The sequence below is a fragment of the Streptomyces sp. SCL15-4 genome (assembly GCF_033366695.1).
In the GTDB taxonomy this organism is placed as follows: domain Bacteria; phylum Actinomycetota; class Actinomycetes; order Streptomycetales; family Streptomycetaceae; genus Streptomyces.
The window spans coordinates 5,041,085-5,061,384 of record NZ_JAOBTQ010000001.1 but is presented as its reverse complement, the minus strand read 5'-3'; the positions used below and the strand labels follow the sequence as shown (position 1 = coordinate 5,061,384).

The following is a 20,300-nucleotide window of genomic DNA, read 5'->3' as shown; positions in this document are numbered from 1 at the left end:
TTCAAGCTGATGTAGGAAGTCGGGGGTCGACTTTGAACCGGGAGTATGTCAGTGAGCGCCATGCCGATCGCCCTGCTGCTCACCACGGCAGCCACCGGCGCCGTGGGCGTCGCCGTCCTGCGCACCGTCTGGAAGCTGCGCCGCCAGCTCACCGAGTTGCAGCGGCAGCTCGCCGACGACCAGGCGGCCACCGCGCGCGCCCTGCTGCCCGGCGCCCGTTCCGCCACGGACGCCGACCGGATACGGGCGGCCGTGGCCGAGGCGCTGGCCGAGGAGCGGGAGCGGGAACTGGCCGAGGCGCGCGCCTTCTGGGCGGCCCAGGAGGCCCGTGACGCCTCCGACGCGCCGATGCTGTTCGGCCTGCCCGAGGCCGATCTCTTCCTGCCCCGGCAGGCGGACTTCGCGGGTCTGGAGCCGCTGGAGCCGGTGTCCGAGCCGACCGCCGACGCCGAGGAGTTCTCCGCAGGCGAGTCCCCGGAGCTGGCCGCGGCCCGCCGCCGGCACCCCTCGCACCCGGACTTCGTCCCGGCGCAGCCGTCGGCCGTCAACGACCACGAGCGCACGGTGACCGTCCTGGAGGAGCTGGCCGCCGGGCAGGTCCGGCTCGCCGACGTGCGCCCGGGCCCGCTCGGCACGCTCGACGTCTACGTCTTCGCCGACGGCACCACCCTGTGCATGACCCCGGGCCACCGCGAGACGGCGGAACGGCTGGCCGCGGCCCTGGAGTCGGGCGAGACGCCGTACCTCCTGGGCGGCTCGGGCATCGCGGGCGCGTACACGCTCACCTTCGCGTGCGGCGAGGACATGGTGTACATCCTGGCCGACCGGGTCATCGCGTCCCTGTAGTTCCCGCGGGGGCGGTCCCCGGGAGAGGTCAGACCCCGGCCCGCTGCCGGGCCTCCTCCACCAGCCGCACCGCCTCGGCGACCTGCGCGTCGCTGTCCAGGACGACCGCGAGGTCGTGGGCGGCCACCAGGATCTGGTCGGCGGCGGCGAACATCCCGGCGTCCGGCATCTCACGGGGCTCGGCGCCGGGCGCCTCCGCGCGCTGCGCCCACCCGGACAGTTCCCGGGCCAGCGCCAAGGCCTGGGCCGCGGCCCCGCGCTGGAGCCGGCTCTGCGGCGCCGCCCGCAACCGGTCGGCGAAATGATCCACTGCTTGGGTCAGGGGCGTCGTATCAACCACTCGCCGAGCGTAACGCCCCGCACTGTTGCCAAGTCGCGAACGCTCGGGCACGGTGACGTGAAGGACCGGCTTACATCCCCTTTGTACCCGGAGGCGCCGATGTCCCATGTCTTCTCCGAGGAGACCCACCGCAATCTGCTCGCCCGCATCCCGCACTGCACCGGCCGTGAGGTCTCCGACTGGCTGCGCGCCGTAGAAGAAGGCCCGGCCCTGTTCCGCTTCGAGGAGAAGGTCAGCTGGCTCCGGCACGAGTACGACCTGGCGTACGGCCACGCCAAGGCGATCGTGCACGAGTACGACCTGAGGAGGGCGGCGCGCAAGCTGCTCTGAACGCCGCGGTGCCCCGGGTGCGTCACCCGGGGCACCGCGCTGTGCTGTGCTGTGCTGTGACCGTCGCTAGTCGTTGCTGCTGAAGATGGCCACCAGGCGCAGCATCTCGATGTAGATCCACACCAGGGTCATGGTGAGGCCGAACGCGGCGAGCCAGGACTCCTTGCGCGGGGCGCCGTAGGCGATGCCGTCCTCGATCTGCTTGAAGTCGAGCGTCAGGAAGAACGCGCCGAGCACGATCGCGATGATGCCGACGAGCGCGCCGAGCGGGCCGAAGCTGCGCAGGCCCCCGTCGTCGGCGACGCCGAACGCCACCAGCAGCAGGTTGATCGCCATGACCACCATGAAGGCCATCGCGATGGCGATGCCGATGCGGGCGTAGCGGGCGGTGACGCGGATCCAGCCGGCCTTGTAGACCAGGAGGGTCGCGCCGGAGACCGCCATGGTGCCGAGCACCGCCTGGAACGGGGCGCCGTTCCAGCGGCTGTTGAACATCTCGCTGAAGACGCCGAGGAAGACGCCTTCGAAGGCGGCGTATCCGAGGATCAGCGCGGGCGACGGCGTGCGCTTGAAGCTCTGGACCATGGCCAGCACGAACGCGACGATCGCGGCGCCGAAGGCCAGGCCGTAGCTGGTGCCCGAGACCGGCAGCAGCACCCAGGCGAGGACGGCGCCGACGGCGACCGTGCCCAGCGTGAGGGCCGAGCGGAGGACGACGTCGTCCATGGTCATCCGGCCGGTGGCGGCCGGGGCCTGGACGTCCGGCTGCGCGTACGGGTTCTGGGCGTAGGGGTTCTGCGCGTGCGGGTTCGGCGCGTAGGGGTTGCCCTGTGCGTACCCGGCCTGCGGTGCGGTGTTGAAGCCGGCGTAGCCGTTGTCGCGGCTGAAGCCCCGTCGCGAGAAGACCGGGTTACTGCTCCTCATTTCACTCCTCCATGACTGCCGAGTGCAGTCTTGGCTCAACAGTAATGGATTGGCAAAGGATCGACCATGATACTTGAGGAGGATCCTTCCCCTTGCATGCTGCGCAACACGCTACGCGCGCGCCCGATTCCCGGCCACGGACGTACGGCTAACCGAGCGGGAACCCCGTGTACGCCTCCGCGAGGTCGGTCCCGGCCGCGCGGGAGGAGGCGATGCGTTCCAGCCGGGCCAGCTGGAGGCGGGCGTCGAAGGGGGTGGCGTCCGGGGCGCGGTGCAGCAGGGTCGTCATGTCGTAGGAGAAGCGTTCCGCCTGCCAGACGCGGCGCAGGCAGGTCGCGGAGTAGGCGTCGAGGAGGTCCGCGGAACCGGTCCGCCGCTCGTGGGCGAGGGCCCGGGCGAGGGTGACGACGTCGCCGACGGCGAGATTCAGGCCCTTGGCGCCGGTCGGCGGCACGATGTGGGCGGCGTCGCCGGCGAGGAAGAGCCGGCCGTGCCGCATCGGCTCGTGCACGAAGGAGCGCATGGGGGTGACCGACTTCTGGGTGAGCGGGCCGCGCTCCAGCCGCCGGCCGTCGTCCGTCTCCAGCCGCCGGTCCAGCTCGTCCCAGATCTCCTCGTCGCTCCACCGGCCGGCGTCCGTCCCGGCGGGCACCTGGAGGTAGAGCCGGGAGACGGACGGGGACCGCATGGACAGCAGGGCGAAGCCGCGGTCGTGGCGGGCGTAGACGAGTTCGTCGTGCGAGGGCGCGACGTCGGCGAGGACGCCGAGCCAGGCGTACGGGTACGACCGCTCGAACACCCGGGAGACCTCGGCCGGGAAGGCCTTGCGGGCCACGCCCCAGAACCCGTCGCAGCCGACGGCGTAGTCGCACTCCAGCACGTCCTCGCGCCCCTGGTGCCGGAAGGGGATCCGCGGCCGGCCGCTCTCCGCCCCTTCCACCGCCAGGGCCTCGGCCTCGAACAGCAGCGGCCCGCCCTCCTTCAGCTGGAGCGCGATGAGGTCCTTGCAGACCTCGGTCTGGGCGTAGACGGTCACGGACCGCCCGCCGGTGAGCGCGGGGAAGTCGACGCGGTGCCGGCGCCGGTCGAAGCGCAGCTCGATCCCGTCGTGCCGCAGCCCCTCCCGGTCCATCCGCTCCCCGGCCCCGGCGGCGCGCAGCACGTCGGCCGTGCCCTGCTCCAGGATCCCGGCCCGCTGCCGCTGCTCGACGTAGGCGCGGTCGCGGCTCTCCAGGACGACCGACTCGATCCCGGCGCGGTGGAGCAACCGCGCGAGCAGCAACCCGGCCGGCCCCGCCCCGATGATCCCCACGGTGGTACGCATCGACGACCCCTTCTCACCGCTGTTCGCCTGGTGAACTTTCCTTCACCGATTTCGGCGAGTCTCCGCCCCTCGCTCTCCTGTGTCAATGACTCCGCGCACGCGCGGCGGTGGGCCGACGGCGGCCGGCCAAGGAATCAGCGCGAAGAGCGCCGTGCTCGGCGAGCGGCGAGAGTGAACCAACGGCCAGTGAATTGCCCCAAAAGGGCGGAAAGTGCCCGGAGCCGGACTTGAACCGGCACGCCCGCGAAGGGGCAGCGAGGTTTAAGCTCGCCGTGTCTGCATTCCACCATCCGGGCTTGCCAAGGGCTCCGCATCGAGGGTCCGAGCCTATCGGGGCCCATCCCCCGAACAGCGGACGGGTGGACCGATGTTGTCTTATTTTATTGACGTCTGAGGGTGCATCAGCGGATGGAACTCGCCATCCGCACTTGCCAATAGCGTGACGCGCGAGGCGCGCGCTCGTACGCGAAATGACGGAATTTCACCGTCCGAACCAGACCGGTCCCCCGGTTAACGGGATTCCGAACGGACGCCGGAACGTTTCCCTCGTCCTCGCCCGCCTTCTCGGGGTCGGCCGTCCTCCCCAGGTATGACACGACGGCCTTCCGTGCGACCCGAGTCGCCCCCCGGAACCGGAACAGCGGCTGACTCCGCGCGTACTCCGCGCCGGGACGATGGAACGGTCCCCAGCACACACGTCGTCGCGACAGGAGCACCTTTCCGTGACCACCACACCCACCGCCGGCCGGTCCACCGCAGTGGCCGCACGCGCCACGGAGCTGTCGAAGATCTACGGGCAGGGTGAGACCCGGGTGGTCGCCCTGGACCGGGTCTCCGTCGACTTCCGGGCCGCCGAGTTCACCGCCATCATGGGCCCGTCCGGTTCCGGCAAGTCCACCCTGATGCACTGCGTGGCCGGTCTGGACACCTTCTCCTCGGGGTCCGTGCAGATAGGCGACACCGAGCTGGGCTCCCTGAAGGACAAGCAGCTCACCAGGTTGCGCCGGGACAAGATCGGTTTCATCTTCCAGGCGTTCAACCTGCTGCCGACGCTGACCGCGCTGGAGAACATCACCCTTCCGATGGACATCGCCGGCCGGAAGCCGGACAAGGCGTGGCTGGATCAGGTCATCCGGATGGTGGGGCTGTCCGGACGGCTCGGCCACCGGCCCTCCCAGCTGTCCGGCGGCCAGCAGCAGCGCGTCGCCGTCGCCCGGGCCCTGGCCGCCAGGCCCGAGATCATCTTCGGTGACGAGCCCACCGGCAACCTGGACTCGCGCTCCGGCGCCGAGGTCCTCGGCTTCCTGCGCAACTCCGTACGCGAGCTGGGCCAGACGGTGGTCATGGTGACCCACGACCCGGTGGCCGCCGCCTACGCCGACCGCGTGATCTTCCTGGCCGACGGCCGGATCGTCGACGAGATGTACGGCCCCTCGGCCGAGTCCGTCCTCGACACGATGAAGCAGTTCGACGCGAAGGGCCGTACCAGCTGATGTTCCGCACCGCCCTGCGCAACGTCCTCGCGCACAAGGCCCGGCTCCTGATGACCGTGCTCGCCGTCATGCTCGGCGTGGCGTTCGTCTCCGGGACGCTGGTCTTCACCAACACCATCTCCCAGGCCTACCAGAAGAGCTCGGCCAAGGGCTTCGACCAGGTCGACGTCGCCGTGCGGCCCAAGTCGCAGGACTCCGAGGGCGACCGGGTCGGCAGGACGCCCGAGCTGACCCAGGCCCTGCTCGACCGGGCCGCCAAGGTTCCCGGCGCCGCCTCCGCCACCGGCGTCGTCACCGGTTTCACCGCCGTCGCCGGCAAGGACGGCAAGCTCGTCGGCGGCGACTGGCAGTCGGCCGGCGGCAACTACTGGGGCGCCGAGGACCCCCGCTACCCCCTCGTCGGCGGCCACGCACCGCACGGCCGGGACGAGGTGCTGATCGACTCCGCGACGGCGAAGCGGGCCGGCTTCGAGGTCGGCGACACCGTGCGCCTCTCCGTCGACGGCCCGGTCCTCACCCCCACCGTCAGCGGCATCTTCACCACCGACGACGGCAACGTGGCCGCCGGCGGCAGCCTCACCCTGTTCGACACGCCGACCGCGCAGTCCCTGTTCGGCAAGAAGGGCACGTACGACGAGATCGACGTGCGGGCCGCGGCCGGAACCAGCCAGGAGCAGCTGAAGGACGCGCTGGACAAGGCGCTGCCCGCCAAGCTGGTGGAGACCACCACCGGCGAGCGGCTCGCCGACGACCAGGCCGCGGCGATCGCCTCCTCCATGAGCGGCCTGAAGCAGATGCTGCTGGTGTTCGCGGGTATCGCCCTGTTCGTCGGCACGTTCATCATCGCCAACACCTTCACCATGCTGGTCGCCCAGCGCACCCGAGAGCTGGCCCTGCTGCGCGCGGTCGGCGCCTCCCGCCGCCAGGTCACCCGCTCGGTGCTGATCGAGGCGTTCGCGGTCGGCACGATCGCCGCCGTGGCCGGCCTCGGCCTCGGCATCGGCATCGGCGCGGGCCTGCGCTCCCTGCTGGCCTCCTTCGGCGAGACCGTGCCCGACGGGCCGCTGGTGATCAGCCCCGGCACGGTGGCGGCCGCCCTCGCCGTCGGCATCCTCGTCACCATGCTGGCCGCCTGGCTGCCCGGCCGCCGGGCCGCGAAGATCCCGCCGGTGGCGGCGATGAGCAGCGTGCACGCCCAGGCCGGCACCAAGTCCCTGGTGCTGCGCAACACGCTCGGCGCGCTGTTCGCGGCGGCCGGTGTCGCGGTGGTCCTCATGGCCACGCGCATGGACGCCGACTCCGCCCAGGGCCCGATGGGCATCGGCGCGGTCCTGCTGATCATCGGCGTGTTCGTGCTCACTCCGCTGCTGTCCCGCCCGCTGATCGCCGCCGCGGCTCCGCTGCTGCGCGTCTTCGGGGTGTCGGGCAAGCTGGCCCGCCAGAACTCGGTGCGCAACCCGCGCCGGACCGCGGCCACCGCCTCCGCTCTGATGATCGGCCTGACCCTGATCACCGGCATCACGGTGATGGCGGGCAGCCTGCAGTCCGCCATCGACCGGATGGCCAGCTCGGCGATCCGCGCCGACTACGTCGTCTCGATGGCCAACCGGGGTCCGCTCTCCCCCGGCGTGGCCAAGAAGCTCGCCACCGCCGACGGGGTCACCGCCAGCAGCCCGCTGCGCAACGGCGAGTCCCGCGTCGACGGCCGCACCGAGTGGCTGACCGGCGTCGACGGCGCGGCCATCGGCAAGCTGACGGACCTGAAGGTGACCGACGGCTCCTTCTCGGTGGGCGGCACCCGGATCGTCGTGGACGAGGACCGGGCCGAGGCACACGGCTGGAAGGCCGGTTCGCGGTTCACCGCGCACTTCGAGGACGGCGCGGCGCGCCGGCTGACGGTCGCGGGGATCTACGAGGGCAACGACATGCTCAACGGGATCATGCTCGACAACAAGGTCCTCACCCCGCACCTGACCGACCCGGCCGACATGCAGGTCATGGTCAAGACGGCGGACGGCGCGTCCGACGCGGCCAGGGACGGGCTGGCGAAGACCCTCGGCACCAACCCGGCGGTCAAGATCCAGGACAAGCAGGACATCTCCCGTGAGATCGGCAAGATGTTCACGCAGGTGCTGAACCTGGTCTACGGCCTGCTCGGCATGGCGGTGATCGTCGCCGTGCTCGGCGTCGTCAACACGCTGGCCATGTCCGTCTTCGAGCGCGCGCAGGAGATCGGCATGCTCCGCGCGATCGGACTGGACCGCCGGGCGGTCAAGCGGATGGTCCGCCTGGAGTCCCTCGTGATCTCCCTGTTCGGCGGCGTGCTGGGCCTCGGTCTGGGCGTGTTCTTCGGCTGGGCGGCCGGCGAGCTGCTGGCCACGAAGCTGCCGACGTACGAACTGATGCTGCCGTGGGGCCGGATGACGGTCTTCCTGCTGCTGGCGGGCACCGTCGGCATCCTGGCCGCCCTGTGGCCGGCCCGCCGCGCGGCCCGGCTGAACATGCTCACGGCGATCAAGGCCGAGTAGCCGGTCGTACGACGCGGAAGGGGGCCCCTCGCCAAGGGGCCCCCTTGTCGTACGTGCCGGCCCGTCAGCCGTGCCAGGTGCGGGGCCGCAGCGTGAGCCCGGAGGCCCCCGAGGCGGGGGTGCGGACGGCGAGGACCTGGTTGACGCCGATCCGGTTGCGTTCGAAGGCGAGCGCGGAGGCGGCCATGTACAGCCGCCAGACCCGGGCCCGGCCGGGGCTGGTGAGCCGGGCCGCGCGGTCGAAGTCGGCCTCCAGGTTGCCCACCCAGCGGCGCAGGGTGCGCGCGTAGTGCTCACGGATGGACTCCACGTCCCGCACCTCGAACCCGGCCCGCTCCAGCTGCGTGACGGTGGTGCCGACGGGAGCGAGTTCGCCGTCGGGGAAGACGTAGGCGTCGATGAACTGGTCCACCTCGTACGCCGACTCGTCCCGCTGCGGGCGGCGCGCGATCTGGTGGTTGAGCAGCCGGCCGCCGGGCTTGAGCAGGGCGTACAGCTGACGGGCGTACTCCAGGTAGCGTTCGGCGCCGACATGTTCGGCCATGCCGATGGAGGAGATCGCGTCGTAGGGGCCGTCCACGACGTCCCGGTAGTCCTGGACCCTGATCTCCACCCGGTCGGTCAGCCCCGCGTCGGCGACGCGCTTGCGGGCGTACGCGGCCTGCTCCTGCGACAGGGTGATCCCGACGACGCTCACGCCGTGCTCACGGGCCGCGTGGATGGCCATGGAGCCCCAGCCGCAGCCGACGTCCAGCAGCCGCTGCCCCTCCTTCAGGCCCAGCTTGGCGCAGACCAGTTCGAGCTTGTCGCGCTGGGCGGTCTCCAGGGTGCCGCCGTCCTCCCAGTAGGCGCAGGAGTACACCATCGAGGGACCGAGGACGATCTCGTAGAAGTCGTTGCCGACGTCGTAGTGGTGGCTGATGGCCCGCTTGTCGGTGCGGCGGGTGTGCAGACGCCGGCGGGGTCTGCGCATCTCCTCGCGTGGCGGGGTGGGCGGGATCGGGGCGCCGGCCAGTCTCAACAGGTCCCGGACGGCGGCCCGGACGGCGGGGTCGCGCACGGCCTGGCGCAGCGTGCGGGCGTCCTCGCCGCGCTCCCAGACCAGGCCCGCCATCGCGTCCAGCACGGTGTACAGGTCGCCTTCGACGTCCAGGTCACCGGAGACCCAGGCGCGGGCCAGGCCCAGTTCACCGGGTTTGAAGAGCATGCGGCGCAGGGCACGGCGGTTGCGCAGGACGAGCGCAGGCGCGTCCGGCGGACCGGCCTGCGATCCGTCCCAGGCCCTCAGCCGCACCGGGAGCGGGGCTCCCAGCACCTGTTCGGCAAGACTCCTCAGCCGCTGCGCGGCGTCGGCCATGGCGCACACCTCCGTGACGGACGATCCCGGAATGTCCAACACCACGTAAACACACGCGAGGCCGGGCCGTAGTCCCGACGCCGGGTTGCGGCTGGGTAAAAAGCGTGCACGCGCCACACGCGCGCCGGCGCGGAACAGGCCGAAGGGGCCGCCCGCACCACGGATGGCAGGCGGCCCCTTCGGGCTGAGCGGGTGACCGGAGGTCAGGAGGCCTTGGCCTTCTCCTCGGACTTGGCGGCGACCGGCGCCGGCTTGGCGGCCTCGTAGAACTCCTCGCGGGGGTTCTCCATGGCGCCGAGGGAGACGACCTCGCGCTTGAGGAACATGCCGAGCGTCCAGTCGGCGAAGACGCGGATCTTGCGGTTCCAGGTCGGCATCGCCATACCGTGGTAGCCACGGTGCATGTACCAGGCGAGGCGGCCCTTGAGCTTGATCTTCATCTTGCCCATGACGATCATCGCCACGCCCTTGTGCAGGCCGAGGCCGGCGACGGCGCCCTTGTTGGCGTGCTCGTAATCCTTCTGCGGGAAGCCCCGCATGCCGGAGATCACGTTGTCGCCGAGGACCCGGGCCTGGCGCAGCGCGTGCTGGGCGTTCGGCGGGCACCAGGCGTTCTCGTTGCCCGCCTTGCGGCCGACGAGGTCCGGGACCTGTGCGTTGTCACCGGCGGCCCAGATGTAGTCGGTGCCCTTGACCTGGAGCGTGGGCTCGCAGTCGACGTGGCCGCGCGGGCCGAGGGGCAGGCCGAAGCGGGCGAGCGCCGGGTTCGGCTTGACGCCGGCCGTCCACACGATCGTGCTGGCGTCGACCTCGAGGCCGTTCTTGAGCACCACGTGGCCGTCGACGCAGGAGTCCATCGAGGTGGAGAGGTAGATCTCCACGCCCCGGCTCTCCAGGTGCTCCTTGCCGTACTGGCCGAGCTTCGGGCCGACCTCGGGCAGGATCTTGTCGGCGGCGTCGACGAGGATGAAGCGCATGTCCTCGCGGGACACGTTCTTGTAGTACTTGGCCGCGTCGCGGGCCATGTCCTCGACCTCGCCGACGGTCTCCGCGCCCGCGAAGCCGCCGCCGATGAAGACGAAGGTGAGCGCCTTGCGGCGGATCTCCTCGTCGGTCGTGGAGTCGGCCTTGTCCAGCTGCTCCAGAACGTGGTTGCGCAGGCCGATGGACTCCTCGATGCCCTTCATGCCGATGCCCTGTTCGGCGAGGCCGGGGATCGGGAAGGTGCGCGAGACCGCGCCCATGGCGATGACCAGATAGTCGAAGGGCAGCTCGTACGCCTCGCCCACCAGCGGGGCGATCGTGGCGACCTTGCGGTCCTGGTCGATGGTGGTGACCCGGCCGGTGAGGACCTCCGCCTTCGGCAGCACGCGTCGCAGCGGGACGACGACGTGGCGAGGGGAGATGTTGCCGGCGGCGGCTTCGGGGAGGAAGGGCTGGTAGGTCATGTACGACCGGGGGTCGACGACCGTGACGGTCGCCTCGCCGTAGCGCATCTTCTTGAGAATGCGCCGAGCTGCGTACAGGCCTACGTACCCACCGCCTACTACGAGGATCCTGGGACGCTCCGTGGTGCTCATGCCATCGAGTATCCACCCGCCCCGAGGGGGTCGCTCGTGCGCCCCTTCACAAGAACCGACAGGCCCTGTGTTAAACTCCGCGACCCGCGTGACGCAGGTCATGCGATCCGGCGGAAACGGCGCGGCGGTTCGCCCCGTTGTCAAGGCCGCGTGAGCAGCCTCTCCGGAGCGCCGGGGTGGCCGTGAGTGTGTGGTGACACCTCCGGAACAACCTCCTCCAGGGCCCCTTCGCGCCCTTCATCTGAACATGTTCAAACGGCTTTTGACCCCCCGGAAGGGCCAACCGGCCCCTTTCCGGGACCCCTCGGGACCGAATTCCTTGTGAAGAACTTCACGAACTTTTCCGCACGCCTACGGCAAAGGGCCCCCGAAGGGGCCCCTGAGGCCGCTCAAACGTTATCCAGCCTGCTCAGCGGTTGGCTACCGACCGGTAACAAAAGAGACCTACGCCACCGACCACGCGATGCCGTCCAGGATGTCGTGCTCGCTCACCACGACCTCCTCGGCGCCGGTGCGCTCCATGATCGCCAGCAGGACGAGGGCGCCCGCGCCGATGACGTCGACGCGGCCGGGGTGCATGGAGGGCACGGCGGCGCGCTCGGCGTGCGTGGAGCGCAGCAGCCACTCGGTGATCCCGCGCACCCGCTCCCGGGAGATCCGGGAGTGGTGGATGCGCGCGGAGTCGTACTCGGGCAGTTCCTGGGCGATCGCGGACACCGTGGTGACGGACCCGGCGAGGCCCACCAGGGTGCGCGCCTCGCGCAGCGGGACCGTCCGCTCGGCCAGGTCCAGGGCGGCCTCGACATCGGCCCTTATGGCGGCGATCTGCTCCGCGGCGGGCGGGTCGGAGACCTTGCCGTCGCGCACCAGGTGCCGCTCGGTCATGCGCACACAGCCGATGTCCACCGACCGCGCGGCGCGGACGTGGTCGTCGCCGACGACGAACTCGGTGGAGCCGCCGCCGATGTCCACCACCAGGTAGGGCCGGGCGAGGTCGGTGCGGCCGGTGAGTTCCTTCGTGGCGCCGGTGAAGGAGAACTCGGCCTCCCGGTCGCCGCTGATGACCTCCGGTTCCACGCCGAGGATGTCCAGGACACCGCGCGTGAAGTCCTCGCGGTTCTCGGCGTCCCGGGAGGCGGAGGTGGCGACGAAGCGGACCCGCTCGGCGCCGTGCTCCTTGACGACCTCGGCGTACTCGCGGCAGGCGGCGAAGGTGCGCTCCAGCGCCTCGGGGGCGAGCCGGCCGGTGCGGTCGACGCCCTGGCCGAGCCGCACGATCGTCATCCGGCGGTCCAGCTCGGTCAGTTCGCCCGTCGCCGGGTCGGCGTCGGCGACCAGCAGCCGGATGGAGTTCGTGCCGCAGTCGACGGCGGCCACACGGGTCACTTCTCGTCCCCCTCGGTGATGTCGGGCGTCACGCACGCGCCCTTGCGCCACCACTCCGGCAGCATCGCCAGGGCCTCGTCGCCGAGCGGGTTCACGCCCGGGCCGGCGGCCAGCGAGTGGGCGACGAGGACGTGCAGGCACTTCACCCGGTCGGGCATGCCGCCCGCGCTCGGGAAGCCCTGGAGCACCTCGATCTCGTCCCGGCGCCGGATGTAGTCCTCGTGCGCGGCCCGGTAGGCGGCGGCCAGCTCCGGGTCGCTTTGGAGCCGCTCGGTCATCTCCTTCATCACGCCGCTCGCCTCCAGCGTGCCGATGGCGGAGGACGCCTTCGGGCACGTCAGGTAGTACAGCGTCGGGAAGGGCGTGCCGTCGGGCAGGCGCGGTGCCGTCTCCACGACGTCCGGCTGACCGCACGGGCAGCGGTGCGCGATGGCCCTGAGGCCCCGCGGCGGGCGGCCCAGCTGCTGCTTGAAGGCCTCTACGTCCGCGTCGGTGGGCTCGGTGCGCGGAGTGGGCGGCGGAGGGGTTTCCATGACTGGCTGTCGGAGACTTTCTGTCGGTTCACTGGTCGGAGGCGTCGGACTTGTCGACGCCGTCCCAGACGTTCGCGTACCAGGGCCGGCGGGCGGCCCCGAGGTCGGCGCGGGACTGCTTGGCCGCGCCGGGGTCGACGACCACGTAGCCGGTCTCGCCGGGCCGTACGTAGTGCAGCCGGCGGCGGATCTGCTGCTCGGCGTAGGCGTCGTCCTGCCAGCGCGCCTTGAGGTCCCGCAGCTGCTCGACCCGCTCGCGGGCCTGCTGCTGGCGGCGCTGGAGGTCGGCGATCTCCGCGCGCTGGGAGACGTACTGCCGCATCGGGTAGGCGAGGGCGACGACCATCGTGCACAGCACCAGCGCGAGCAGCGCCGCGCGGCCGGTGAGCCGGGAGCGGCGGGCCTGCCGTTTGGTCTGCGAGCGGTAGACGCGGGCCGCGGTCTGCTCGCCGAGCAGCCTGATCCTGGTCGCGGTGGAGAACCGGTCACGGTCCTTCACGCCCATCTTCCCCGCCTCCCGTCACACGCGCGTACGTCCCCGGACACGGTACGGGACCGGGTACGGGGACGTACGTACGACTGGCTAGGACTTTAGCCCGGGCAGGCGCCCGGTCCTTGCCGTGCCTACTGGTTCGCGGAGCGGAACCGCGGGAAGGCGGAGCGGCCGGCGTACACCGCGGCGTCGTCGAGGATCTCCTCGATGCGCAGCAGCTGGTTGTACTTGGCGACGCGCTCGGAGCGGGCCGGGGCACCGGTCTTGATCTGGCCGCAGTTGGTGGCGACGGCCAGGTCGGCGATGGTGACGTCCTCGGTCTCGCCGGAGCGGTGGGACATCATGCACTTGAAGCCGTTGCGCTGGGCCAGCTCGACGGCGTCCAGGGTCTCGGTCAGCGAGCCGATCTGGTTGACCTTGACCAGCAGGGCGTTGGCGGCGCCCTCCTCGATGCCCCGGGCCAGGCGCTCGGGGTTGGTGACGAACAGGTCGTCGCCGACGAGCTGGACCTTGTCACCGAGCTTGTCGGTGATGGTCTTCCAGCCCTCCCAGTCGTCCTCGAAGAGCGGGTCCTCGATGGAGACCAGGGGGTACGCCTCGACCAGCTCGGCGTAGTACTCGGTCATCTCGGCGGCGGTGCGGTTCTTGCCCTCGAAGACGTACGAGCCGTCCTTGTAGAACTCGGACGCGGCGACGTCGAGCGCCAGGGCGATCTGCTCGCCGGGGGTGTAGCCGGCCTCCTTGATCGCCTCGAGGATGAGGTCGAGGGCCTCGCGGTTGGAGCCGAGGTTCGGGGCGAAGCCGCCCTCGTCGCCGAGGCCGGTGGACAGGCCCTTGTTCTTCAGGACCTTCTTCAGGGTGTGGTAGACCTCGGTGCCCCAGCGCAGGGCCTCGGAGAAGGACTCCGCGCCGATCGGAGCGATCATGAACTCCTGGATGTCCACGTTGGAGTCGGCGTGCGAGCCGCCGTTCAGGATGTTCATCATCGGCACCGGCAGCAGGTGCGCGTTCGGGCCGCCCAGGTAGCGGAAGAGCGGCAGGTCGCTGGCCTCGGAGGCGGCGTGAGCGACGGCGAGCGAGACGCCGAGGATGGCGTTGGCGCCGAGGGAGCCCTTGTTGTCGGTGGCGTCCAGGTCGAACATGGCCTGATCGATCAGGCGCTGCTCGGTGGCGTCGTAGCCGACCAGCTCCGGGCCGATCTGCTCGATGACGGCCAGGACGGCCTTCTCGACGCCCTTGCCCTGGTAGCGGTCCGGGTCACCGTCGCGCAGCTCGATGGCCTCGAAGGCGCCGGTCGAGGCGCCGGACGGAACGGCGGCACGACCCGTGCTGCCGTCGTCGAGGCCGACCTCGACCTCGACCGTGGGGTTGCCTCGGGAGTCCAGGATTTCCCGGGCTACGACGACGTCGATGGACGGCACGAGCATCTCCTTCTTGGATGTGACGCTGGAAGTGCGGGGCTGGTGTGCCTTGCGACTAGAGCCTAACCGTCCCGGGCGTCTCGGCCACCGACCGACCGTCCCGTGGACAGACCGACGGTACCTTTTGTTTTTGATCGAAACAAAGGGCTTCTGGGTGGCCGAGGGGCGAGGGTGCCGGGGCGGGCGCGAAAAAAGCCCCGCCCCGGCGCGTACGGGGGAGAACGCGCCGGGGCGGGGAGCCCGTGGGGACGGGGGGTGACCCGCACGGGGCCTCGGGGGCTCCGCCGGGACGCGCGGACCGGGGGACTTCGGGGGTCCGGGCGCCCGTGCGGGTCCGTGGCTCTCAGGGGGTCCGACGGGATGTGCGGGCCCCGGGGGCCGGCCGGGGGCCGGGGGTCACTTCAGGTGGAGCTGCTGGCCCGGGTAGATGAGGTCGGCGTCCTCGACGACGTCCTTGTTCAGCTCGAACAGCTTCTGCCAGCCGCCCGCGACCTTGTGCCGCGCGGCGATGATGCTGAGCGTGTCGCCCTGGACGACCTTGTACTCGCCGTCACCCTTCTTGACCTTCTTGCCGGTCGGGGTGGTGACGGTCTTGCCCGCGCCGCTGCCGGTGCTCTTGCTCGTGCCGGTGGAGGCGGCCGGGCGCTCGGCGGAGCGGGAGGCGGCCTGCTGGTCGGCGGAGCGGGTGGAGGTGCCCGAGTCCTGGGTGGACGGGGCGGACGGCGCCGGGGTGCTCGGGGCGGAGCCGTTGTAGGGGGAGCCGGACAGGCCCGTGCCGCAGACCGGCCAGGCGCCCTTGCCCTGCGCGGCGAGGACCTTCTCGGCGACGGAGATCTGCTGCGCCTTGGACGCCTTGTCGGCGGTGGAGGCGTACTGCGTGCCGCCGTACGCGGCCCAGGTGGAGGCGGAGAACTGCAGACCGCCGTAGTAGCCGTTGCCGGTGTTGATGGACCAGTTGCCGCCGGACTCGCACTGGGCGACCGCGTCCCACTGGGAGGCGGTGGCGGCGGAGGCGTTGCCGGCCGCCATCAGCGGGGCGGCGACGGCGGCACCGGTGACACCGGCGAGCGTGATGGCGCGAACGGCCTTGGACGGACGACGGTGCTTGCCCTTGCCGGTAAACAGCATGGATCGATTCCCCTCACCGACGCCTACGAGGTGAGCTGTCGGGTTCGGGCCGGTTGAGTTGCCCGGCCGCGTCGTCCGCTTGCGCGTGACGCGGCTTCACCCCCAGCCGGTCCCAGCTTCAACTGCTGGGCCCGGCACTTACCTTGGGTCCCCCGCTCCTGCCTACGGCGCTTGACGCGACGACTGTTCCCGGGCAGCCACTGGCAGGATTCGGCGTGGCGGCTGCCGGGGCTCGTGGTGACGAGCGGCCTCGACCGTAGACAGGTGATCGCCGGAATTTCAAAGACGATCAGCGCTTCTGAGACTCATCCCACACTTTCGCCAAACCGGACATCAAGGTGCTTAGTGGGGCGTCAAGTCTCGGTGTTTTCAGCCCGTTTCGCCCTGGACATCCAGGGTCTGACCGGCGGTGATGCGGTCCGGGTCGGTGCCGATGGCCTTCTTGTTGCCGGCGTACAGCGCGTGCCACCCGCCGTCGACGTCAAGGGAGTCGGCGATGGAGGACAGCGAGTCGCCTTCGCGGACCGTGTAGGTGTCCGGTTCGCGGGAGGCGTGCCGTCCGGAGGCGGTGCCGTTCTGACCGTTTGTCACACTTTCGTCCGCGCTCACGCCCCGGTGGCGTCCGCCGGTGGCGACGGCACCGGTGTCGACCAGGCTCCAAGAACCGGCCGCCTGCTGCGGGTTGGTCACGACCCCGGCGTCCGGCGTGGCCGTCGGGGAGCCGCCGGCGTCCTGGGGGCTTCCGGTGTCCGGCGTGGCGGACTTGTCGGACTTGGTGGTGCCGGTCCCGGCGGAACCGGTGGTCCGGCCGGCGTCCTTGTCCGTCGCCTTGCCCGTGTCCTCGCCGGCATCCTTGCCCGCGCCCTTGCCCGCGTCCTTGCCGGTGCCCGTGCTCTTGCCCTCGCCCGGCTCGGCGGTCGGCGTGCCGGCCGGGTCCGCGGAGCCGTCGTCGGTGCCGGTGCCGGTGGAGGGCGACGCGTCGGGTCGTCCGGAGGAGTCGGAGGCGTCAGGGGTCGCGGAGGTGCCGGAGTCGCCGGCCGGTCCGGACGGTTCGCCGGAACCGCCGGTCCCGCCGACGCCCGTGTCGACGTCCACGGACCCCGAGTGCTGTGTCAGGCCGGACAGCAGGGCGCAGGTGGCCCAGGGCGCGGTGCCCCGGTCGGCCAGGATCTTCTCGGCGACGGCGATCTGCTGCTGGCGGCTGGCCTGGTCGGCGCTGGCCGCGTACCGGCCGCCGCCGTACTTGTCCCAGTCGTCCTGCGAGATCTGCAGGCCGCCGTGGTAGCCGTTCCCGGTGTCCGCGCTCCAGGAGCCGCCGCTCTCGCACTCGGCCACCTTGTCCCACGTGGTGCCGTCGGCCGCGCTGGCGCCGGCGGCGCCGAGCAGCGGGATGGCGATGGCGGAGCCGGTCACGCCGGCCGCGACGAGGAGGGCCGGAGCCTGGCGGGGGCGACGGTGTCGGCCGTTCCCGGAGAGCATGCAGAAGCCTTTCGAGCGACAGCAGGGCCGGCGCGGCGGTCGGAGCCGCTCGCCGCGCTGATGGGTGAACGTATCGGCAGACGATCACTTGTCACAAGTTCATGCCGCACAGATCACGTGAAGATCACAGCGTTGAGAAAGTGTCATGCACTCGCGGAGAGGCTGTGTTCAGGCGGTCGGCGTGAACTCCACCGGCAGGGTGCGCAGACCGCGCATGATGAGCCCGCCGCGCCAGCGCAGATCGGCCGGATCGGCGGCCAGCCGCAGGTCGGGCAGGCGGCTGAACAGGGTGGCCAGCGCGGTCTGGCCCTCCAGCCGCGCGAGCGGCGCGCCGAGGCAGTAGTGGATGCCGTGGCCGTAGCCGAGGTGCTGGTTGTCGCGGCGGCCGAGGTCCAGCACGTCCGGGTCGGCGAACCGCTCCGGGTCCCGGTCGGCGGCCGCGAGGACGACGAGCACCGGGTCGCCGGGCGCGATGTCCTGGCCGCCGATGGCCAGCGACTCGGTGGCGAAGCGCCAGGTGGCCAGCTCCACCGGGCCGTCGTAGCGCAGCAGTTCCTCGACGCCGGTCTCCAGCAGGTCCCGTTCGCCGCGGGCCAGGGAGCCCTGGAGCCGGGCGCGCTGCCCGGGGTGGGTGAGCAGGGCGTAGGTGCCGTTGCCGATGAGGTTGACGGTGGTCTCGAAGCCGGCGAACAGCAGGATGAAGGCCATGGCGGCGGCCTCGTTCTCGGTGAGGTGCTCGCCGTGGTCGGAGGCGCGGATGAGGCCGGAGATCAGGTCCTCGCCGGGCGCGGGCGTGGCGGACAGCGCCGCGCGCTTGCGGTGGATCAGCTCGGCGAGGTAGCCGCGCATCTTCTTGACGGACCGCGCGACCCCGCCCCTCGGTCCGCCGCCGTGCCGGATCATCATGCCCGCCCAGTCCCGGAAGTCGTCCTGGTCCTCGCGCGGGACGCCGAGCAGGTCGCAGATGGCGTAGATGGGCAGCGGGAAGGCGAACTCGTGGATGAGGTCGGCGGAACCGGTCCTGGCGAACCGGTCGATGAGCTGGTCGGTCAGTTCCTGCACCCGGGGCGCGAACTCGGCGACCCGGCGCGGGGTGAACGCCTTGCTGACCAGCCGCCGCAGCCGGGTGTGGTCCGGCGGGTCGATGTTCAGCAGATGCGTCATCAGCTCGGCCTTGCGCTCGCCGGGGATACCGGTCTTGCCCCTGGCGTGCGCGGGCTCGTCGTGGTGCGCCGGGTTCTTGCTCAGCCGCTGGTCGGCCAGCGCCTGCCGGGCGTCGGCGTACCGGGTGACCAGCCACGCCTCGACCCCGCTCGGCAGCCGCGTGCGGTGCACCGGGGCGTGCTCGCGCAGCCAGGCGTAGGCGGGATAGGGGTCGGCGGCGAACTCCCACGTGAAGAGGGCGGGAGCCGGCTGGTCGGAGGTCGGCTGGTCGGGGCGGTGCTGCTCGGTCACTCCTCGACCGTATCCGGAGCCCCGGGCCGCCCGCCGAGGGCCTTGCGGGCGGGAACCGGCCCTCGGCCTCCTCCGCCGGTCCCATCTCTCCGCCGGCAGCGCGGGCCGGTGCGCCGCCTGTCCGTCCCCGTCGCCGGCCGCCCGCCGGAAGGCGGCGCCCACCGGCCCGGCCACCAGGCCGGCGCCCTACGCCTCCGCCGCCCGCGCGGCCTCCAGCGCCCGCTGCCCCAGGACACCGTCCACCGGCGGTACGTCTCGTCGTGCCGGACCGCGCCCAGCAGCGGGCCCGACGCCGGCCAGGCCCGCGGGCCCGCGCGGCACGGCATCGGCGGCACGCCGTACCGCACCGATCGCCCGTACCAGCGCCTCCGCCCCGGCCACCGCGCCGCCCGCCTCCGCGCCGCCTGCCTCCGGACCGTGGCTCTCGCCCGCCTCCGGACCGTGGCTCTCGGCCGCCTTCACGAGCAGGTCCTCCGGCGACGGGCCCCGCGGCCCGCAGCGGGCCAGGCCGACGGCCGCCGCACCGGCGCGTGTCCGCGCGGACGGCGCCGGGCACGCCGGAAGTCCGGCCACCGCTTCGGTTCCACGGCGGGGCAGGCCGCGATCCGGGCACCGGAAGGCGATCCGCCTACCCCTTGCCCTCCTCCTCTTCGCCGCCGGCCGCGCGCACCGCCTCGCTGTCCTTGATCGCGTCCCGGTACACCCGGGCCGCCGCTCGCAGCGCCGCCTCCGGATCGACGCCGTCCGCCTCGGCGCGGACCGCGAGCGCCAGCAGCTCGTACCCGATGCCCTCTCCTCGGGGCAGGGGCACCTCCAGGCCGGCCGTACGGACCCGGGAGGCGAGCTTGGCGGCGAGGGCCAGGCCGGGCTGGCCGAGCGGGACGCCCTCCGTGATCGAGGTGCGCCGCTTCTCCTCGGCCTTGGTGCGCAGCCAGTGCTCCTTGACGTCCTCCGGGGTCTCGGCCACCTCGTCGCCGAAGACGTGCGGGTGGCGGTGGATGAGCTTGGCGACGATGCCGCCCGCCACGTCGTCGACCGAGAACGGCGCGTCCGGGTCCTCCTCGGCGATCCGGGAGTGGAAGACGACCTGGAGGAGGACGTCGCCCAGTTCCTCGCGCAGCTCCGCGCGGTCGCCGGCCTCGATCGCCTCGACCAGTTCGTAGGCCTCCTCGATGCCGTACTTGGCCAGGCCCTCGTGGGTCTGCCGGGAGGACCAGGGGCACTCGGCGCGGATGCGGTCCATGACCTGCACCAGGTCCAGCAGGCGGGCGCCGGGCAGGTCGTAGGAGGCGGGGAGCAGCTCCAGCTCGGGCATGGCGACGCGGCCGGAGCCCGCGAGCCGGGCGAGGCCGTCGGTGAGCGCGGGTTCGCCCTCGCCGGTCGCCACGACCACCACCGTCCGCCCGCCGGCGCAGGCGTCGACCAGCTCCCGCGCGGTGGGAGACGCCTCCGTCACCGCTATCCCGGCCTCGCGCAGATACGGCAGCTGGGGATGCGCGCCGTCCGCGCACAGCACGGTGTCGGCGGCGCGCAGGGCCTGCCAGGCGGGCCAGGACAGCAGACCGGGGGCGACGCGGTGGCTGGTGGTCAGCAGGACGACGCGGCCGGGGACGGCTTCCCGGCCCAGGTGGTGGCGGGCTTCGGCGCTGGATTCGTTCACGATCCGAACGTAACCCACGGCGC

General features: G+C 71.8%; 18 protein-coding genes, 1 tRNA gene and 1 riboswitch. Of the genes, 4 read left to right on the top strand and 15 right to left on the bottom strand.

Annotation, left to right across the window (positions count from 1 at the left end):
* Window positions 1-51: 51 nt before the first annotated feature.
* Window positions 52-846, top strand: a complete 795-nt coding sequence (locus SCK26_RS22695) for a hypothetical protein (protein WP_318203158.1) — start codon at window positions 52-54, stop codon at window positions 844-846.
* A gap of 28 nt (window positions 847-874) precedes the next feature.
* Here the strand turns inward: SCK26_RS22695 and SCK26_RS22690 are convergent, their stop codons facing one another.
* Window positions 875-1,186 (bottom strand): hypothetical protein, encoded by a 312-nt coding sequence (locus SCK26_RS22690; RefSeq protein WP_318203157.1) that lies wholly within the window; start codon window positions 1,184-1,186, stop codon window positions 875-877.
* 99 nt (window positions 1,187-1,285) lie between these two features.
* Between SCK26_RS22690 and SCK26_RS22685 the strand changes: the two genes are divergently transcribed.
* Complete coding sequence (locus tag SCK26_RS22685; protein WP_318203156.1) at window positions 1,286-1,516, top strand: DUF4287 domain-containing protein; 231 nt, start codon at window positions 1,286-1,288, stop codon at window positions 1,514-1,516.
* 66 nt (window positions 1,517-1,582) lie between these two features.
* Here the strand turns inward: SCK26_RS22685 and SCK26_RS22680 are convergent, their stop codons facing one another.
* The 3 genes from SCK26_RS22680 to SCK26_RS22670 form a co-directional block, all read right to left on the bottom strand.
* On the bottom strand, window positions 1,583-2,440 hold the full coding sequence (locus SCK26_RS22680; RefSeq protein ID WP_318203155.1) for a Bax inhibitor-1/YccA family protein: 858 nt from the start codon (window positions 2,438-2,440) through the stop codon (window positions 1,583-1,585).
* A gap of 148 nt (window positions 2,441-2,588) precedes the next feature.
* Window positions 2,589-3,764, bottom strand: a complete 1,176-nt coding sequence (locus SCK26_RS22675; protein ID WP_318203154.1) for a 4-hydroxybenzoate 3-monooxygenase — start codon at window positions 3,762-3,764, stop codon at window positions 2,589-2,591.
* Between the two features lie 212 nt (window positions 3,765-3,976).
* Window positions 3,977-4,060 (bottom strand) — tRNA-Leu (locus SCK26_RS22670).
* Window positions 4,061-4,486: 426 nt separating this feature from the next.
* Between SCK26_RS22670 and SCK26_RS22665 the strand changes: the two genes are divergently transcribed.
* Together SCK26_RS22665 and SCK26_RS22660 are read left to right on the top strand one after the other, a co-directional pair.
* Window positions 4,487-5,257 (top strand): ABC transporter ATP-binding protein, encoded by a 771-nt coding sequence (locus SCK26_RS22665; RefSeq protein ID WP_318203153.1) that lies wholly within the window; start codon window positions 4,487-4,489, stop codon window positions 5,255-5,257.
* Window positions 5,257-7,785: an ABC transporter permease gene (locus tag SCK26_RS22660; protein ID WP_318203152.1), complete on the top strand. Its 2,529-nt coding sequence runs from the start codon at window positions 5,257-5,259 to the stop codon at window positions 7,783-7,785. Before SCK26_RS22665 ends, SCK26_RS22660 begins: the two co-directional genes overlap by 1 nt.
* Window positions 7,786-7,849: 64 nt before the next feature.
* On the opposite strand, the gene SCK26_RS22655 is transcribed toward SCK26_RS22660, so the two are convergent.
* From SCK26_RS22655 to SCK26_RS22605, 11 genes are all read right to left on the bottom strand, one after another.
* Window positions 7,850-9,142 carry a cyclopropane-fatty-acyl-phospholipid synthase family protein gene (locus tag SCK26_RS22655; RefSeq protein WP_318203151.1) on the bottom strand — a complete coding sequence of 431 codons (1,293 nt, stop codon included), beginning with the start codon at window positions 9,140-9,142 and terminating at the stop codon, window positions 7,850-7,852.
* 203 nt (window positions 9,143-9,345) lie between these two features.
* Window positions 9,346-10,722, bottom strand: a complete 1,377-nt coding sequence (locus tag SCK26_RS22650) for an NAD(P)/FAD-dependent oxidoreductase (RefSeq protein ID WP_318203150.1) — start codon at window positions 10,720-10,722, stop codon at window positions 9,346-9,348.
* Between the two features lie 444 nt (window positions 10,723-11,166).
* Entirely contained in the window at window positions 11,167-12,108 is a 942-nt protein-coding gene (locus tag SCK26_RS22645; RefSeq protein ID WP_318203149.1) for a Ppx/GppA phosphatase family protein, read from the bottom strand.
* Complete coding sequence (locus tag SCK26_RS22640) at window positions 12,105-12,641, bottom strand: DUF501 domain-containing protein (RefSeq protein ID WP_318203148.1); 537 nt, start codon at window positions 12,639-12,641, stop codon at window positions 12,105-12,107. Before SCK26_RS22640 ends, SCK26_RS22645 begins: the two co-directional genes overlap by 4 nt.
* 28 nt (window positions 12,642-12,669) lie before the next feature.
* The gene (locus SCK26_RS22635; protein WP_318203147.1) at window positions 12,670-13,146 is read right to left on the bottom strand and encodes a septum formation initiator family protein; all 477 of its coding nucleotides are present in this window, start codon (window positions 13,144-13,146) and stop codon (window positions 12,670-12,672) included.
* A 119-nt stretch (window positions 13,147-13,265) separates the two neighbouring features.
* Window positions 13,266-14,555 carry a phosphopyruvate hydratase gene (eno, locus tag SCK26_RS22630; protein ID WP_318203146.1) on the bottom strand — a complete coding sequence of 430 codons (1,290 nt, stop codon included), beginning with the start codon at window positions 14,553-14,555 and terminating at the stop codon, window positions 13,266-13,268.
* Between the two features lie 396 nt (window positions 14,556-14,951).
* Window positions 14,952-15,683, bottom strand: a complete 732-nt coding sequence (locus tag SCK26_RS22625; protein WP_318203145.1) for a transglycosylase family protein — start codon at window positions 15,681-15,683, stop codon at window positions 14,952-14,954.
* Between the two features lie 5 nt (window positions 15,684-15,688).
* Window positions 15,689-15,863: riboswitch (cyclic di-AMP (ydaO/yuaA leader) on the bottom strand.
* Window positions 15,864-16,052: 189 nt separating this feature from the next.
* Window positions 16,053-17,162 carry a transglycosylase family protein gene (locus SCK26_RS22620; RefSeq protein WP_318203144.1) on the bottom strand — a complete coding sequence of 370 codons (1,110 nt, stop codon included), beginning with the start codon at window positions 17,160-17,162 and terminating at the stop codon, window positions 16,053-16,055.
* Between the two features lie 168 nt (window positions 17,163-17,330).
* Window positions 17,331-18,617 (bottom strand): cytochrome P450, encoded by a 1,287-nt coding sequence (locus tag SCK26_RS22615; protein WP_318203143.1) that lies wholly within the window; start codon window positions 18,615-18,617, stop codon window positions 17,331-17,333.
* 186 nt (window positions 18,618-18,803) lie between these two features.
* The gene (locus SCK26_RS22610) at window positions 18,804-19,079 is read right to left on the bottom strand and encodes a hypothetical protein (RefSeq protein ID WP_318203142.1); all 276 of its coding nucleotides are present in this window, start codon (window positions 19,077-19,079) and stop codon (window positions 18,804-18,806) included.
* Window positions 19,080-19,245: 166 nt separating this feature from the next.
* The gene (locus SCK26_RS22605; RefSeq protein ID WP_318203141.1) at window positions 19,246-20,277 is read right to left on the bottom strand and encodes a nucleoside triphosphate pyrophosphohydrolase; all 1,032 of its coding nucleotides are present in this window, start codon (window positions 20,275-20,277) and stop codon (window positions 19,246-19,248) included.
* Window positions 20,278-20,300 lie beyond the last annotated feature (23 nt).